The sequence below is a fragment of the Streptococcus shenyangsis genome (assembly GCF_006385785.1).
GTDB lineage: Bacteria > Bacillota > Bacilli > Lactobacillales > Streptococcaceae > Streptococcus > Streptococcus shenyangsis.
Genome location: NZ_VFSH01000011.1, coordinates 15,213 through 31,869 on the forward strand (window position 1 = coordinate 15,213; position 16,657 = coordinate 31,869).

The 16,657-nt window shown below is 33.8% G+C and carries 17 protein-coding genes; all 17 read right to left on the reverse strand.

Annotation, left to right across the window (positions count from 1 at the left end; all coding sequences use genetic code 11):
* Positions 1-162 precede the first annotated feature (162 nt).
* Positions 163-1,266 (reverse strand): UDP-galactopyranose mutase, encoded by a 1,104-nt coding sequence (glf, locus tag FJR77_RS08035; RefSeq protein ID WP_140834269.1) that lies wholly within the window; start codon positions 1,264-1,266, stop codon positions 163-165.
* 62 nt (positions 1,267-1,328) lie between these two features.
* On the reverse strand, positions 1,329-2,180 hold the full coding sequence (rfbD, locus tag FJR77_RS08040; protein WP_140834271.1) for a dTDP-4-dehydrorhamnose reductase: 852 nt from the start codon (positions 2,178-2,180) through the stop codon (positions 1,329-1,331).
* 65 nt (positions 2,181-2,245) lie between these two features.
* On the reverse strand, positions 2,246-3,295 hold the full coding sequence (gene rfbB, locus FJR77_RS08045) for a dTDP-glucose 4,6-dehydratase (RefSeq protein WP_140834272.1): 1,050 nt from the start codon (positions 3,293-3,295) through the stop codon (positions 2,246-2,248).
* Entirely contained in the window at positions 3,288-3,836 is a 549-nt protein-coding gene (locus FJR77_RS08050) for a hypothetical protein (RefSeq protein WP_140834274.1), read from the reverse strand. Before FJR77_RS08050 ends, rfbB begins: the two co-directional genes overlap by 8 nt.
* 3 nt (positions 3,837-3,839) lie before the next feature.
* Positions 3,840-4,433 (reverse strand): dTDP-4-dehydrorhamnose 3,5-epimerase family protein, encoded by a 594-nt coding sequence (locus FJR77_RS08055; RefSeq protein WP_140834276.1) that lies wholly within the window; start codon positions 4,431-4,433, stop codon positions 3,840-3,842.
* Positions 4,434-5,303, reverse strand: coding sequence for a glucose-1-phosphate thymidylyltransferase RfbA (rfbA, locus tag FJR77_RS08060; protein ID WP_140834278.1), 870 nt, complete (start codon positions 5,301-5,303; stop codon positions 4,434-4,436).
* Positions 5,304-5,686: 383 nt separating this feature from the next.
* A complete protein-coding gene (locus FJR77_RS08065; RefSeq protein ID WP_140834330.1) occupies positions 5,687-5,869 on the reverse strand; it encodes a hypothetical protein in 183 nt (60 codons plus the stop codon).
* A 186-nt stretch (positions 5,870-6,055) separates the two neighbouring features.
* On the reverse strand, positions 6,056-7,240 hold the full coding sequence (cps4L, locus tag FJR77_RS08070; protein ID WP_140860107.1) for a capsular polysaccharide biosynthesis protein Cps4L: 1,185 nt from the start codon (positions 7,238-7,240) through the stop codon (positions 6,056-6,058).
* Entirely contained in the window at positions 7,241-8,470 is a 1,230-nt protein-coding gene (gene cps4K, locus FJR77_RS08075) for a capsular polysaccharide biosynthesis protein Cps4K (protein ID WP_140834280.1), read from the reverse strand.
* A gap of 98 nt (positions 8,471-8,568) precedes the next feature.
* Entirely contained in the window at positions 8,569-9,624 is a 1,056-nt protein-coding gene (gene cps4J, locus FJR77_RS08080; RefSeq protein ID WP_140834282.1) for a capsular polysaccharide biosynthesis protein Cps4J, read from the reverse strand.
* A gap of 1 nt (position 9,625) precedes the next feature.
* Positions 9,626-10,030, reverse strand: coding sequence for a glycerol-3-phosphate cytidylyltransferase (gene tagD, locus FJR77_RS08085; RefSeq protein WP_000832255.1), 405 nt, complete (start codon positions 10,028-10,030; stop codon positions 9,626-9,628).
* Positions 10,027-10,881, reverse strand: a complete 855-nt coding sequence (locus FJR77_RS08090; protein ID WP_140834284.1) for a LicD family protein — start codon at positions 10,879-10,881, stop codon at positions 10,027-10,029. Before FJR77_RS08090 ends, tagD begins: the two co-directional genes overlap by 4 nt.
* A 107-nt stretch (positions 10,882-10,988) precedes the next feature.
* A complete protein-coding gene (locus tag FJR77_RS08095) occupies positions 10,989-12,077 on the reverse strand; it encodes an EpsG family protein (protein WP_140834286.1) in 1,089 nt (362 codons plus the stop codon).
* Positions 12,074-13,513 carry a flippase gene (locus tag FJR77_RS08100; protein ID WP_140834288.1) on the reverse strand — a complete coding sequence of 480 codons (1,440 nt, stop codon included), beginning with the start codon at positions 13,511-13,513 and terminating at the stop codon, positions 12,074-12,076. The genes FJR77_RS08095 and FJR77_RS08100 overlap by 4 nt, the downstream gene beginning before the upstream one ends.
* A 15-nt stretch (positions 13,514-13,528) precedes the next feature.
* A complete protein-coding gene (locus FJR77_RS08105; protein WP_140834290.1) occupies positions 13,529-14,449 on the reverse strand; it encodes a glycosyltransferase family 2 protein in 921 nt (306 codons plus the stop codon).
* On the reverse strand, positions 14,446-15,555 hold the full coding sequence (locus tag FJR77_RS08110; protein ID WP_140834292.1) for a glycosyltransferase family 4 protein: 1,110 nt from the start codon (positions 15,553-15,555) through the stop codon (positions 14,446-14,448). Before FJR77_RS08110 ends, FJR77_RS08105 begins: the two co-directional genes overlap by 4 nt.
* The gene (locus FJR77_RS08115; protein ID WP_140834295.1) at positions 15,552-16,646 is read right to left on the reverse strand and encodes a glycosyltransferase family 1 protein; all 1,095 of its coding nucleotides are present in this window, start codon (positions 16,644-16,646) and stop codon (positions 15,552-15,554) included. Before FJR77_RS08115 ends, FJR77_RS08110 begins: the two co-directional genes overlap by 4 nt.
* Positions 16,647-16,657 lie beyond the last annotated feature (11 nt).

Genomic DNA, 16,657 nt, shown 5'->3' on the forward strand with positions numbered 1-16,657 from the left:
TCATGTTCTGTCAATAGAATTTTCTGAATTTTAGAAAATTATTTTTTAAACAACAACTTTGCAAAAATATGAATAATATCAAAAAATCCCTCAACTACATTACATAGTCAAGGAATTTTTTATACTATTTCTAAATAATAACTGGGAGTCAGTTTTACTTGTTTAATCTAACTCATTTCTCACACACTGTAAGGCTGCTCCAATTACTTGGTGCATATCGTAATAACGATAGTGTCCTAAACGGCCACCAAAGATAACATTGCCTTGCTCATAAGCCAATTTTTTATATGATTTATATAAATGATTATTACGATCATTATTTACTGGATAATAAGGCTCATCACCTTTTTCCCATGTTTTAGAATATTCTTTAGTAATGATAGTCTTTGCTTGATTTCCAAACTCAAAATGTTTGTGTTCAATAATGCGAGTATATGGGGTATCAGCATCTGTATAGTTGACAACTGCATTTCCTTGGTAATTCTCCATATCCAAGGTCTCGTTTTGAAAACGAAGACTACGGTACTCTAGTTCACCCAACTCATAGTCGAAGAATTCATCAATCATACCCGTAAAGACAATCTTAGGAAAATCTTTCAGATATTGCTCTTTATTCGCGAAGAAATCAACATTTGTTTCTACATCAATGCTTTCATGATCCAACATTTTTTCAACTATTTGAGTATATCCACCAATCGGAATCCCTTGATAGGTATCGTTAAAATAGTTGTTATCGTAGGTCAGGCGTACTGGCAAACGGCGAATGATGAAGGCTGGAAGTTCCGTAGTTGGCTTGCCCCACTGTTTCTCTGTATAGTCTTTGATTAATTTTTCGTAGATGTCTGTACCTACAAGAGAGATCGCCTGTTCTTCCAAATTTTCAGGAGTTTTGCCATTTAAAACAGCACGTTGCTCATCAATCTTCGCTTGTGCTTCTGCTGGCGTTACAACTCCCCAGAGTTTATTGAAAGTATTCATATTAAAAGGAAGGTTATAAATCTCTCCCTTATAGTTTGCAACAGGAGAATTTGTGTAACGGTTAAACTCTGCAAACTGATTTACATAATCCCAAATCTCCTTATCAGAAGTATGGAAGATATGAGCACCATACTGATGAACTTGAATTCCTTCCTCTTCACGAGTATAGATATTACCCGCGATATGATTTCGTTTTTCAATGACTTTTACTTTTTTTCCTTTTAAGGCTACTTCATGGGCAAAGACTGCACCAAAGAGACCAGCACCAACAACAAGATAATCGTACATCTTATGCTCCTTTGGAGTTTATTATCTGCCTCTTTTATTAGACTAGAAAATCATTCCACTACTTATCTCACTTCTTGTTTGTAAAATTCTTTCAAGGCATCTTGCCAAGTTGGAATGACAAATCCAGTAGCTTTAGCTTTAGTCAGGCTCATCGTTGAGTTTAGGGGGCGTTTAGCTTTTGCTGGAAATTGACTGGAATCTACTGGCTTGATTTCCACATCTGTATCTTTCAAAATTTCAACTGCAAAATCATACCAAGTCGTGTCTTCTGTCGCATCATTTGACAAATGATAATAACCAAATTCCTTGCGATTTTCAGCTAGGTAGGTCATGAACTCAGCCAAGGTACGAGTCCAAGTCGGACGACCGTGCTGGTCATTTACAACTGTTAAAGTCTTATGATTTTTCGCAAGATTTTGCATGGTAAAAACGAAGTTTTTGCCATAATTTCCAAATACCCATGCAGTACGGATAATATAGAAATTAGACACATACTTCTCAACTAATTCTTCTCCCATACGCTTAGTGCGTCCATATTCTGTCTGTGGATCTGGTCGGTCATCAACTTCCCACTCTTGTCCAACTGGTTTCTTACCGTCAAAGACATAGTCGGTAGAAATATAAACTAAAGTCGCACCATGCTTTTCAGATGCTTTTGCGACATTTTCTGTCCCCGTCACATTGATGGCAAAATCCAATTCTTTCCCTTCATCCTCTGCTGCATCAACAGCTGTGTAGGCTGCACAGTGGTAGACTAAAGTTGGTTTCACCTCTTCAAAAACCTTCTCAACCATTTCTGCATTGGTAATGTCCATCTCAGCCACATCTACTGCCACATATTCTTCATTACGTTCATCTAATAAATAACGAAGTTCAGTTCCTAATTGGCCTTTTGCTCCTGTAATTAAAATCATCTATAGCCCTTTCTAATATGTAACCCTTTCCAATATAGCAATAAAAAGCAGTTATTTCCTGCTTTTTATAATGTAATAATCTCCTGAGTCTTAGCATAATTGGCTTCAACAGCTTCTTTCTCTGCTTTCCACCATTCTTGATTATCTGCATACCACTTGATTGTTTCCTTGAGTCCAGCTTCAAAGTTAGTAAATTCTGGTCTCCAACCTAATTCATCACGGAGTTTACTTGCATCAATCGCATAACGAAGATCATGTCCTGCACGGTCAGTCACATGATCATAGGCATCCGCAGCTTGTCCCATTTCCTTAAGGATAAGTTCCAAAACTTCCTTGTTGTTCTTCTCGCCATCAGCACCAATCAAGTAGGTTTCACCGATTTGACCTTTTGTTAAGATTGTCCAAACACCTGAAGAATGGTCATTGGTATGAATCCAATCACGAACGTTCTTTCCTTCACCATACAGTTTTGGCTTAATTCCACTTAGGATGTTGGTAATCTGACGTGGGATAAATTTTTCGATGTGTTGATAAGGACCATAGTTATTTGAACAGTTAGAAATCGTTGCTTTGACTCCAAAAGAACGCACCCAGGCTTTGACAATCAAGTCTGAGGCAGCCTTGGTTGATGAGTACGGAGAACTTGGATTGTATTTTGTTTCAGCAGTAAATTTCTCACCTGGACCTTCACCATGACCTGGTAAATCCTCACGTAGAGGGAGATCCCCATAAACTTCATCTGTCGATACATGGTGGAAACGAATATCGTATTTACGTGTAGCTTCCAAAAGAGTATAGGTTCCGATAAAGTTAGTATGAATAAATGGCGATGGATCATTGAGTGAATTATCATTGTGACTCTCAGCAGCATAGTGAACAATAGCATCTGCTTGAGCTGCCAACTTGTCTACCAACTCTGCATCCGCAATGTCCCCAACAACTAACTCAACACGATCACCTAAAATTTCCTCAATATTAGCGCGGTTCCCAGCATAAGTCAACTTGTCTAATACTGTCACGTGAACATCTGGAAAGTTCTCGTAAACATAATGGACAAAGTTAGAACCGATAAAACCAGCTCCACCTGTCACGATAATATTTTTGTATTCAGTCATTTATTTTCTTTTCTCCAATCTGTGAATAATACTCTGAAATTCTATCAAAAAATATTATCCCAATAAATGTTAATTCCATCGAAATCATCATACTAGTTACTATGTAACATACAAAGTTCCATACTAAAACCATAAAGTATCTAAATATATCATTAATACTTATTATCAAATAATCTTCTTGAGGAAAATCAAGCTCTTTATTCAAGAATTTGAAAAAATCAGGAACTTTATTAAATAAATAATAAAAAACAGAAAGTAATAATAACAAAACAATTGGAATTATAAGAAAGAATATTTTCTCCCCCTTACTCTTTTTATTAAAAATTCCCTTCCAATTATCAAAAATTTTTTCATTCCCAAACATTCCTATAAAAGTAATCAAAAATGCTGAGACACCGATTGATAAACATTCCAAAAATTGAAATGTATTTCCTGAATTAACTCCCCCTTTTATTGTCGCAACTAGAGACAAGAGGATAATTGATAATCCTAAATGTAATTGTATTTTTTTTGATTCTCTAGATTCTAAAAATTCCTTCATACTTTACAAATCTTCTTTTTTTAAAGGTTTTACATCCTTAAGTAGTGGATGATTTTTATCTGCTTCTGAAACCTCTGCTTCTGAAAGATTTTCCCATTCGATGCCAAGACTTGGATCAGCGTAGTTCACAAAGGCATACTTGGGTTTGAGTTCAAGAGCCCAGTAATCATTGACCAGATAACTATAAGAAACTGTATCTGATAGAACTTGAAAGCCATTGGCCACGCCTCGAGGAACAAAAATTCCCTTGCTTGCATCAATTACTGTCTGATAGGTATTCCCAAAGGTTTCACCCTCGCGTAGATCAACCCAAGACCCCAGAACTTTCCCTCCGTCTGCTACAGAGATGTACTTATCCCAAGGTTCTGCGTGGAGGCCACGAAGGACATTTTTGCGTGAGAAGGATACATTGTTTTGTAATTTCCCTTCTGCAAAGAAAGACTCTGGAAATCCAAGTGGGAGCATTTTTTCCTTTTGGAAATTTTCTTTAAACCAGCCACGATTATCGCCATGAACAGGGATATCAAATTCCAACATGCCTGGAATAGCCTCAACCTTGCGTGCTGCAAGCCTCTTGCCGAAAAATTCATCTGTCATCTATGCTTCTCCTATCAAACGGAGCAGATACTGCCCGTATTCATTTTTCTTAAGCGGTTGAGCTAAGGCCAAAACATCTTCGCGACTGATATAGCCCATGCGGTAAGCAATTTCTTCCAAGTTTGCTACCTGAACATTTTGCATACGTTGCACTGTCTCGATGTACTGTGAAGCCTCTAATAAACTTTCATGAGTTCCAGTATCCAGCCAAGCAAAGCCACGTCCCATAAGCTCAACGGATAAATCTCCACGATTCAGATAAGCCTTGTTAACGTCTGTAATTTCCAATTCACCACGAGGGCTTGGTTTTATACTTTTAGAAATTTCTACTACATCATTATCATAGAAATAGAGACCTGTAACTGCATAATTTGAACGTGGATGCTCTGGCTTTTCTTCGATAGAAATAGCGTTCATATCCTTGTCAAACTCAACAACACCAAAGCGTTCTGGATCCTTCACATGATAGCCAAAGACAGTTGCTCCTGACTCCTTACTAGCTGCCTTTTGTAGCATCTTAGAAAGGCCAGGCCCGTGGTAGATATTGTCACCTAAGATTAGCGCAACGCTATCACCACCAATAAACTCTTCCCCAATGATAAAAGCTTGTGCCAAACCATCTGGACTTGGTTGCTCTGCATAAGAAAGTTTAATCCCAAACTCAGATCCGTCTTGAAGAAGCTCTTGGAATCGATGTAAATCTTGTGGAGTTGAAATAATCAAAATATCCCTAATCCCAGCCAACATCAATGTTGAAAGTGGGTAGTAAATCATCGGTTTATCATAAACCGGCATAAGTTGTTTTGATGCAGCTCGGGTCAAAGGATATAAACGTGTCCCCGAACCACCTGCTAGAATAATACCTTTCATAGTAGGGTACCTTTCTTTGTTGTTTTAGAGTCAATTACTATTAATTATGTACTGCTCCAAAAGGAAAATAATCATCACATTTTTTCAAATTATTATCTAAAAAAATACAGAAAAACTCTTCTTTATCTATAAAAATTCACTTATTTCATATTATATTTAGCATAAAATGAAATAAGCGAATTCTACTTTGTTTGTATACAATTAAAAATCAATTCCTAAGGATATTTCAAATAACTGTGTAAAAAACATAATTTCACCATTTCTTAGTTTTTCAATGCTAAATTACATAGTAACCGGAGAGCTATTAGAAATCTCTAACTTCCTCGTCGTAAAAAAATGACAATGAGATACTTATTGATTTCAATTCATTAACAAAATGTGAACTAGACAAGTGAGTTCGTCTCCTTAACAAACACTTCCAAGCGATTACTTTCCTCATTCAGTTGTCTTAATCTACGACTTACATCATCAGATAAGTCATACTCACCATTTAAAATGGATAAAATATGTTGTTTTTCTTCATCAGTATTCTCTTCAATAAGTACATCTTTAAAAAATACTGCCATCATTATCACCTCACTGCAATTGTTAAAGTGTTGTTACTTCATTCTATCAAACATAGGGCGCAAAAACAAGGCAAAAATCCAATAGATTGGCTATCTCTCGACTATCAAGTAAGACATTTCCATCAAATACGTTCAATTTTATTCCTCTTCTATTAAGAATTGATTATTTTATTAAAAATATACAATTCAGTTTTTCCGCCAAACTATTTTATCCACTATCCCTGTATAGCTCTGTATTATCTTAACAACTTTAGTAGAGACATTTTCCTCAACATAGTCTGGTACAGGTAAGCCAAAATCCTCATCTTCTGCCAAGCTAACAGCAGTTTCAACTGCTTGAAGAAGAGAATTTTCATCAATACCTGCCAAAATAAATCCTGCCTTATCTAGGGACTCAGGACGTTCTGTACTTGTACGAATACATACAGCAGGAAAAGGATAACCTTGACTAGTAAAGAAACTACTTTCTTCTGGTAAAGTTCCCGAATCAGATACTACAACAAACGCATTCATCTGTAAACAATTATAATCATGGAATCCTAGTGGCTCATGCTGAATCACACGTTTATCTAGTTCAAAACCGCTCTCTTTTAGCCTTTTCTTAGATCGAGGATGGCAAGAATACAAGATTGGCATATTATACTTTTCAGCTAATTTATTAATTGCCGTAAAGAGAGAGAGAAAATTTTTATCTGTATCAATATTTTCCTCACGGTGAGCTGAAAGTAGAATATAACCTCCTTTTTTCAATCCCAAACGTTCATGGATATCTGAAGACTCAATGGCAGATAAATTTTTATGTAACACTTCTGCCATAGGAGAACCAGTTACGTACGTGCGCTCTTTAGGTAAACCACACTCATGTAAATACTTACGAGCATGTTCAGAATATGCCAAGTTAACATCTGAAATAATATCAACAATCCTACGATTAGTCTCTTCCGGTAGACACTCATCCTTACAGCGATTGCCAGCCTCCATATGAAAAATTGGAATATGTAAACGTTTGGCAGCAATAGCGGATAAACAAGAATTTGTATCCCCTAAAATCAATAAAGCATCTGATTTAATTTGATTCATCAATTTGTAGGAAGTATTAATAATATTCCCTACAGTAGCACCAAGATCATCTCCGACAGCATCCATATATACATCTGGAGTGTCTAAACCTAAATCATCAAAGAAAATACCATTTAAATTATAATCATAGTTTTGTCCAGTATGTGCCAAAACAACATCAAAATACTTTCGACATTTAGTGATAACACTACTTAGACGTATAATCTCTGGACGTGTTCCCACAATAATCAATAACTTAAGTTTGCCATTATCTTTAAAGCGAATATCACTATAATCCGTCTTAATTTTCATTTATTTCTCCACTTGTTCAAAAAAAGTATCTGGATGGCTAGGATCAAATGACTCATTAGCCCACATTACAGTAACTAGATTTTCTGTATCGGAAAGATTAATAATATTATGTGCATAACCCGGTATCATATGTATGGCTTCAATCTTATCGCCCGACACTTCAAAGTTCAGAATAGGATATTCTTGTCCGTTTTCATCCAGCCCTATCCTACGCTCTTGTATTAAAGCACGACCAGAAACAACCATGAAAAATTCCCATTTAGAATGATGCCAATGTTGCCCTTTGGTAATGCCAGGTTTAGAAATATTGACAGAAAATTGACCCGCATTTTCTGTTTTTAATAGTTCCGTAAAACTACCTCGTTCATCTATATTCATTTTTAGAGGAAACTTAAACTTATCCACTGGTAAATAAGATAGGTAGGTAGAATACAATTTCTTTTCAAAAGATCCTTGAGGAATTTCAGGCATAACTAAACTATCTGGCTGTTTTTTAAATGTTTCTAACAGAGTAACAATCTTTCCTAAAGTTACATGATAAGTCGTTGGTACATAGCAGTAGTTTCCTGATGGGCTAGGTAAGATTTGTAATCCATCTAGATTACAACGATGAGGATTTCCTTCCAATGCAGTTAGACACTCTTGTATCAAATCATCAATATACAGCAACTCCAATTCTACACTTGGATCATTTACTTGAATAGGTAAATCATGGGCTAGATTATGACAGAAAGTTGCTACAGCAGAATTGTAGTTAGGACGGCACCACTTCCCATAAAGATTCGGGAAACGGTAAACTAAGACAGGTGCTCCCGTTTTCTTTCCATATTCAAAGAAGAGTTCTTCCCCTGCTAGCTTAGATTGCCCATATACAGAGTTCGCAAATCGGCCTTCTAAACTAGCTTGAGTAGAGCTCGAGAGTAGAACAGGACAAGTGTTTTCATACTTTTCTAAAATCTCTAATAATCTACTTGAAAAACCGTAATTTCCCTCCATAAATTCATCAGGATTCTGTGGACGATTGACACCAGCTAAATGGAATACAAAATCGGCCTTCTTACAATATTCTTCTAATAAAATTGGATCTGTATCACGATCATACTGAAAAATCTCTCCAATCTCTAAATTAGGACGAGTTCTATCTCGCCCATCCTTCAAAGCTTCCAGAGTACAGATAAGATTTTTTCCTACAAATCCTTTCGCTCCTGTGATTAAAACATTTTTAATCATGCACCCTCCTTGTTTTATATGCTATTTTAATAATCAACTCTCTCGACAATACATGATACATTATATATCCTTGATAATTTAATGTATCTTAAAAGATTTTACATCTCTTCATCTGCTACCATATCACGAATTGCTGTCTGTATTTCATCTAATTCTAGCAACTTTCTTTTAACTTGCTCTACATCCATCAAATCAGTATTATTACTATTGAATTCTGTCAACAAATTTCTATTCGTACTACCATCTTTGAAATACTTATCATAGTTAAGATTACGATTATCACTAGGAACTCTATAAAAATCACCCAAATCAATTGCATTTGCACACTCTTCATTAGTTAGTAGTGTTTCATACATCTTTTCTCCGTGTCTAATACCTATAATCTTAATATCTTGTTTTGAGACAAAAATTTCTGATACAGCCTTAGCCAAAACTTCAATCGTACATGCTGGTGCTTTCTGAACTAGTATATCTCCAGATTTTCCTTCTTTAAATGCAAATAAAACTAAATCTACTGCTTCTTCCAATGTCATTACAAAACGTGTCATGCTAGGTTCAGTAATTGTAAGAGCATTTCCTTGCTTAATTTGCTCAATCCAAAGAGGAACTACAGATCCTCGGCTACATAGAACATTCCCATAGCGAGTCACACATATCTTTGTATGCTCAGGATTTACCGTCCGGGACTTAGCAACAGCAATCTTTTCCATCATAGCCTTGGATGTTCCCATAGCATTAACAGGATAAGCTGCCTTATCTGTAGAAAGACAGATAACTTGCTTTACACCAGCTTCGATAGCTGCAGTAAGAACATTCTCAGTTCCCAAAATATTAGTTTTTACCGCTTCTACAGGGAAAAATTCACAAGAAGGTACCTGTTTCAGAGCAGCAGCATGAAAAACATAATCCACACCATGCATAGCATTTTTTACCGAAGCCAAGTCCCGCACATCTCCGAGGTAAAAACGGATTTTCCCAGCTACTTCTGGTACTTTTACCTGAAACTCATGACGCATATCATCTTGTTTTTTTTCATCTCGCGAAAAGATACGAATCTCTGAGATATCTGTTTCTAAAAAACGCTTGAGAACCGCATTCCCAAATGAACCTGTCCCTCCTGTAATTAGGAGAGTTTTTCCTGTAAATTGTGACATATTATTTTCCACCTTTGGTCTTGTTTAAATCTTCTTTAATCTGTGTAGTAGAAATTTCTTCAGTACGAGGTAAATATACTACTTCTACACCCTCATCTTTCAAAAAATCAAACTTACCTTCCCAATCATCACCAATAACAAAGATATCAGCATAATATTTCTTTACATCTTCTCGTTTTTGTTCCCATGAAATCTCAGGAATCACCAGATCTACATAACGAATAGATTCAAGCAAAATTTTACGTTGTTGATAATCAAAATATGAAATCTTATCTTTTTGAAGATTAAATTCATCAGTAGATAGAGCTACTATTAAATAATCTCCTAAATCTTTAGCACGCTTCAATAAATTGATATGACCGTAATGAAGCAAATCAAAAGTCCCGTAAGTAATCACTCTCTTCATTTTTCTTCCTTTCCATATGTTCCTAAATCAATCAAATATGGTCTATGCCCAACACGTTCTTCTAAAGGTGGCAATTTCATGTACTCACCATAATGTGTAGTCAAGTATTGATGAAAATCACCAGGTAATAAAATTGTGATTTCCTCAAATTTATGTTCAATTAGGGGATATAGTGTTGTTTTTAAAACATATTCTACATTTCTTACTGGAAAATCTAAACAAGCAAATGCAGATTGATTTGTTCCATTATATAATCTAGAAAATTGATCAATTTTTTTTAGTATTAAACTTTTAGGAATTAATCTTAAGCTATAATGAATGCATCTCCTTAGAATAGCTTTTAAACCTTGAATCAAATTCTCAGGAGCCTTAGAAACTGTTGGTAACATCCTCATCACATATAACTTTTTATAAAACTGTACCGCTTTAAATTGTCTCTCATTTTCTGACTCATTATCTGGAACCTCATCAAATGGAAAAATATCTACATAAATACCACTTTGTGTTTTTAAATTCCTTTGAGCATACTCTAAGAACAAAGTCCCTTTTAACATTAGTTTACTGTAAGAATAGGGAGAATTTCTATCAGAGGATGGTGATTGTAAATAAAACTCTTCTCCTAAATACTGTTCAACTACTCTTAAAAAGTTATCATAATTCTCACGTGTCATACCAACATCAATATCGTCATCCCATGGTATAAATCCTTCATGACGTATTGCTCCAAGAGCACTTCCACCAATTAAAAAATACTCTATATTTTCTTTTTTACATATTCGAATAATTTCTTTTAATATTTTGAGTTCAAGCTTCTGAATCATATCTAATTCATCTGCGCTGTAATTAATCATTTAAATTTCCACTTTCTAAAGAAATAGCTATACCGTATTTCTTTATATTTTTATATTATAAACCACTCTCATAGTGTTTGCAAAGTACAGACATAAAGAATATAAAATCAGTTAAATAAATTTGGCAAAAGTGCCTCATAAAAATAAAGGACATTTTCTCTTAGATACCACCAAAAACAAGTAGCACCTAAAACTCCGAAAATAATATAAAGCCCATTCTTTAATTTTATAAATGATTGTTGCATAAATGGTTGTAAAGCTGCAATAGCTATAAAATTTAAAACAACAGTAAAAATTAAATAGCGAGTAAATGCTGTACTAAACATAATTAGGGGTAAAAAAATTGTACTAAAAAAGCTATGTTGATACACCAAGTTTATAAAATTGGTCACTTCCTGAGGGACATTTGAAACTGTTTTTGCAATCTTTTTGAGGTTAATACTAATTAGTAGGTTGAAAACATAGTAACTATCATACAATATAAAACCAAGACGAGTCGATTTCGCTGTATAATACATAACACGACTTTTAGTTGCCTCGCTCCCTAACAGTTCAAATATTTTAGTCAAGTAGCTAGAATTATTACCTACCAATAGATTTGTCACAATTAACACCGTAGATATAAATACCAATGCCCATAGCATCTTACTGGTATTTTTTTGTCTATAAAAAATAACAAATGGTAAGAAATAAATAATAGATCCATGAAATAGAAACGCTATGAACATCAATCCTATGAATATGAATCGATGATTTTGTGAAAGATAATAATGCGCTATAAGTGCTACACTAGCTGCTAAAAAGAATCTTAGAACTTCTAAAGTATAAAAGAAGTAAAAAAGAGATAACAATAAAATCAGAAGATTATAATTACAATGCAATTTTTTAGCAACAAAATAGAAACATGCTGAGGAGAATAGAAAAATACATGCTAAAAAAACTTGAAAAGAGATGGAGTGATGTGAAAACCAATCTGCAAAAAAATTATACGCATGGTCTGAAAAATACAGACTACTTTTTCCTACAGCATATCTTGCACGATAATGAGTTAAATCTGAAAATCCTTCTCGGATATTTCCTGCATAGATAAAAAACAAAACCAACCAAGATAAAAATGCTAGAAAATTTATACGTATCCTATTGACTACGACTAATAGATTTGTTAAAAAACTTATATAAAATAAAGCTGAAATCATCTACTTTTTTTGAATCCTTTCTTTACAAAATCTAATGCTTGAAAAACAAATACATCTCGTGTCAACAAGCTCAAGCCAAAGTAAACTACTATCCCAAGAACGATTTGCTTAATAGTTGTTCCATAATTTGCTGGATATCCTCTGAAGGGAACAATAATAATTATCCCCATTATCATAGAATAAATAAGATATTTAAATAATGACTTCAAAATAGGTAAAACAGGTATATCCTTTGACATTATATAGTATTGAACTATAACAGATGAAGTAAGTGATACTATAGTTGCTAAACAAACACCTACTACTCCAAACATTGGAGCAAGTAACAAATCTAATAGAATATTTAAAATTGCAGCTAAAGTATTAGAAAAGAATAATACTTTTGTTTTATTAACTGCAACAAAATACTGACTACCTGAGACTCCTAGTAAAGCATTGCCAACAGCAATAGGAGCAAGCCATTTAAGAGCATCTATAGATGGCATAAAACTTTCGCCTAAAAACCACGGAACAAAAGTATCTGCAATAGCATAAAGACCAATCGACAATGGAACAGCTAAGAACAAAGAAAATTCAGCTGCAGTTGTCAGATACTTTTTCATATTTTCTAACCGTCTATTACGAAATTCATTTGCTATTCGGGGCATCATAACAGAATTTAATACCACTATTAAAGAGAGTGGTATCTGTATAATCTTCTCTGCATTACTATAGTAAGAAACATTGCTGATTCCAGAACTTAAAGACCCTAGAACAATTTTATCAGCAGATAACATAATTTGCATGATGATACTTGGTAAAAATAGTTTGAGACTCCCTAAAATAATCTCCGTAAAACGATTAATATTTATCTTTGGTCTACTAATAAACATCCTTAGTTGACTATAAGCTGATAAATTGGCTACTAAAACAGAGAGACCATATATGAGCACATATAGAGCTAGATCTGTTTCGCTTTTTACAAATAAGAAGGTCGCTATCGTAAATAATAACTTAGCAATAATGTTTTTTAATACAACATACTGCATTTCCTCTAAGCCACGATAGAACCACGTACAATCAAGAATAGACCCAAAAAGCCAAATGGAAAAAAGTTGAAAATAAACTTGATAATTTGAATTTATGTTAGAAAAAATGTATAAGAAGAATAGTGAAAAAAATCCTAAAATAATCTGAATAGCCAAAATACTCCAAAATGTCTCTGATAGTTCCTCTTTATCATCTCTAGTATAGGCACATTCGCGATTTCCATAGTGACCGATACCTAGTAAACCTAAAGTATAAATCAAAGTAACGATTGAATTGGCATAATCGTAAATTCCCAACTGGTGTGCGCCCAATATTCTAGCAACATATGGAGTAATCAATAGTGGTAATATTAAAACTACCACTTGATAAATTAAGTTATATAGATAATTTTTAGAAATTTTACTCAAAACTCTTCTCTCTCATTATTTTTTTAAAAACACTAATATATCTGATATTAAATTGCGGAATGTAGGATAATAAGCATAATACTTCAATTGGAAATGAACTATTTGCATAAGAGTACCATCTTTTAAAATATCTCTACGTCTCTCAAGAACCATTGCCATATTTTCAAGTTGAGAAATTATTTTTATGTCTAAATATTCTTTACGAGCCACATCAAGTAAGAAAACTGCAATTTGATAACTAGTATCCACTTCAACAACTCGCCGTTCACGATTAAGAGATTGGTTAGGAGCAGAAGCACTTGTTTCGTGGCGACGAAAATGTATTAAGCGTTTTAAGTATAGATATAGAGTTCCTCTTATCATAGCTAGATTCCATAAAATATTATCATGGCCAAATCTATCTATATCATACTTTTCTAACAGAACTATTAACTCACGCTTAACTGCAAAAGTACATCCTGGTCTCATAACAGAAATACTCTTGTTTTTTAACGAAAACGGGACTACAGCACCATTATCTAACTCAACATCCCTAATCTTGACTTTATCATTTCTACCAAAATCGAGAATCTCATAGTTACTAGCCAATAGTTCTATTGACGGCGATTTATGAAACTCTTTTACCATCAGTGAAATTTTATCTTTATTCCAAATATCATCTTGATCACAAAGAAAAACTACATCTCCTGTTGTCTTTTGAAGCGCTTTTCTAAAGTTTTTTCTCCAACCTATATTAGATGAGTTTTTTATCAATACCCAATTATCGAGATGATACTTCTGAATATACATATTAAGTAAATCAACTGTATTATCTGTTGAACAATCATCAACAATAATAACTTCATCAGCCATTAAACTCTGAGTACGAAGCGATTCTAGCTGCTCTAGCAAATAATCAGCTCCATTATAAGTTGTCATTGCAATAGATATCCTCATTTTTCCTCCATAAATTTCAAATGCTCTTCAACCATTGTTTCAATAGTATAGTGTTTAATAGTAGATAAAGCGTTTTGAGATAATTGAACTCGTAATGAATCATCTTGTAATACTTGGCTTAACTTTTGAAAAATAGCTTTCCAGTCATCGACCCTATCAATAACATATCCATTATAACCATTCGAAACAAGTTCAATTGCAGCAACACATGCAGATGTAGAAATAACAGGAAGTCCCTGCGACATTGCCTCGTTTACAACAAGTCCCCAAACATCAGACTTTGTTGGTAAAACAAATATATCAGATAGCTTGTAGTATTGTTTCAGTTCAGATGTCTGTAAAAAATCAATAAAATGAAAACGGCTATCTTGTCCAATAAGATCAAGCAAGTATTGTTTGTATTCACTATCAGGACTTGCTCCTACAATCAAACATTGTACATTGTCTGATAAATTCTGAACAGCCTTGATTAAAACATCCACACCTTTACCAGGGATGATTCTACCAACAAATAAAATTGTTTTTTTAGTTGGACTGAATCCCAGTTTCTTTCTTAAAAATTGTTTTTCTTCCTCATCGACAATTTGATGTCGTATGTCTTTCTCTGATAAGGAAGTAAATGAATACCGATAAATATTTTCTTTATTCACATGATAATACGCTAAGAAATCATCACTGGACTGACTTGGGCTAAAATAATAGTAGGGTTTCGTAAGAATAAATTTTTTAAACTGGTATTTTAAAAAATTCTCGCTTTCTGGTATCTTACCGCCATCAATTTCTAATACAAACGGTATCTTAGAAAAAATACACTTTAAATAACCAAATAATTCTGTTCGATAAGAATAGTTAGTCAAAAAAATATAGTCATACTTTTCAGGAATTAAATACTGGAATATAGCTGAATTTAATTTCTTCTCATCAATATTACCTTCACTTAAAAAAATGGCGGTAAAATTTTTAAAAGTCTCACGATAATCAAATCTAATATCTTGAGCTCCTGTTGCTTCAAAAATAACAGTTAAATCTACAAATTTCCCAAGTTGATTATAGAAATCCACACGATAAGGCGATGGAATATTAGTTACAAATAATACTTTTTTCATGATTTATCTACAATTCTTTCATAAGTTTTTGTTAACTTATTAACCATATCAGACAGGTTATAACCCTTAGCAATAATTTTATCAACTGCCCCACTATCCCGTCCTTTGGTATCCAAAATCGTTTCACACCAATATTTAACTGTTTCATCCAATGATAAAAAACGTATATTGTCAGTTAAATTAATCTCACTTGGAAAATTATCAGAAACTACTAATGGTAAACCGTTGATTTGCATCTCTAGCACAGCTATACCAAAACCTTCAAAAAGAGATGGGAAAACACCTACATCAAATACATTAATCAATTTGTTTACATTAGAAGACTCACCTAAAAAACTAATCTTATCCAATATTCCTAATTGATTTGCTTGCTTTTTAATAATCTCTTCCAATTCTCCTTTACCGATCAGAACGAGATGAGCATCTTCTCTTTCATGTACAACTTCCACAAAAACTTTAAGAAGAAAATCATGATTTTTCTGATAATCAAATCGTCCTACATGACCAATAACAAACTTATTTTCTAAATTTAATTCCTTACGCAAATCTTTAGATAATTGTGGACTATAGATGAACTTTTGAACATCAATAGCATTAGGAATAACTTCAAAAGAGTGATTACCATACAACCACTCTCCTGCTTTTTCCGAACAAGCCCATAGATGAGTAGCATATTTCGGAATTTGCTTCTTGAATTGGTCATTCAAAAACCTCTTCAATAAACTTTTGTTTGTATAGTTTGTATTATGGCAATGTGAAATACGAATAGGAATATTACACTCTTTTGCAATAGATAAAATTGTACTATTTCCTGCATCAGCATGCGCATGAACTACATCATATTTTCCATTCAGCATAATTTGCTTAATTTGACGATAATTTTTTAAAGGATTCCTTCCTCTGGCAGGAACTCTAAAGATTTTACCTCCAAGATTTAAAATATCTTCATCGCGTACACCTTTGGACAATGTATGGACTAAAAAATCAATTTGAATGTTTTCAGAATGCATTTTTTCATAAACATTCATCATAAAGGTAGATACACCGCCTCTATCCATACTCCCGCCGTTAACGTATAAAATCTTTATCATATCAACTCCAG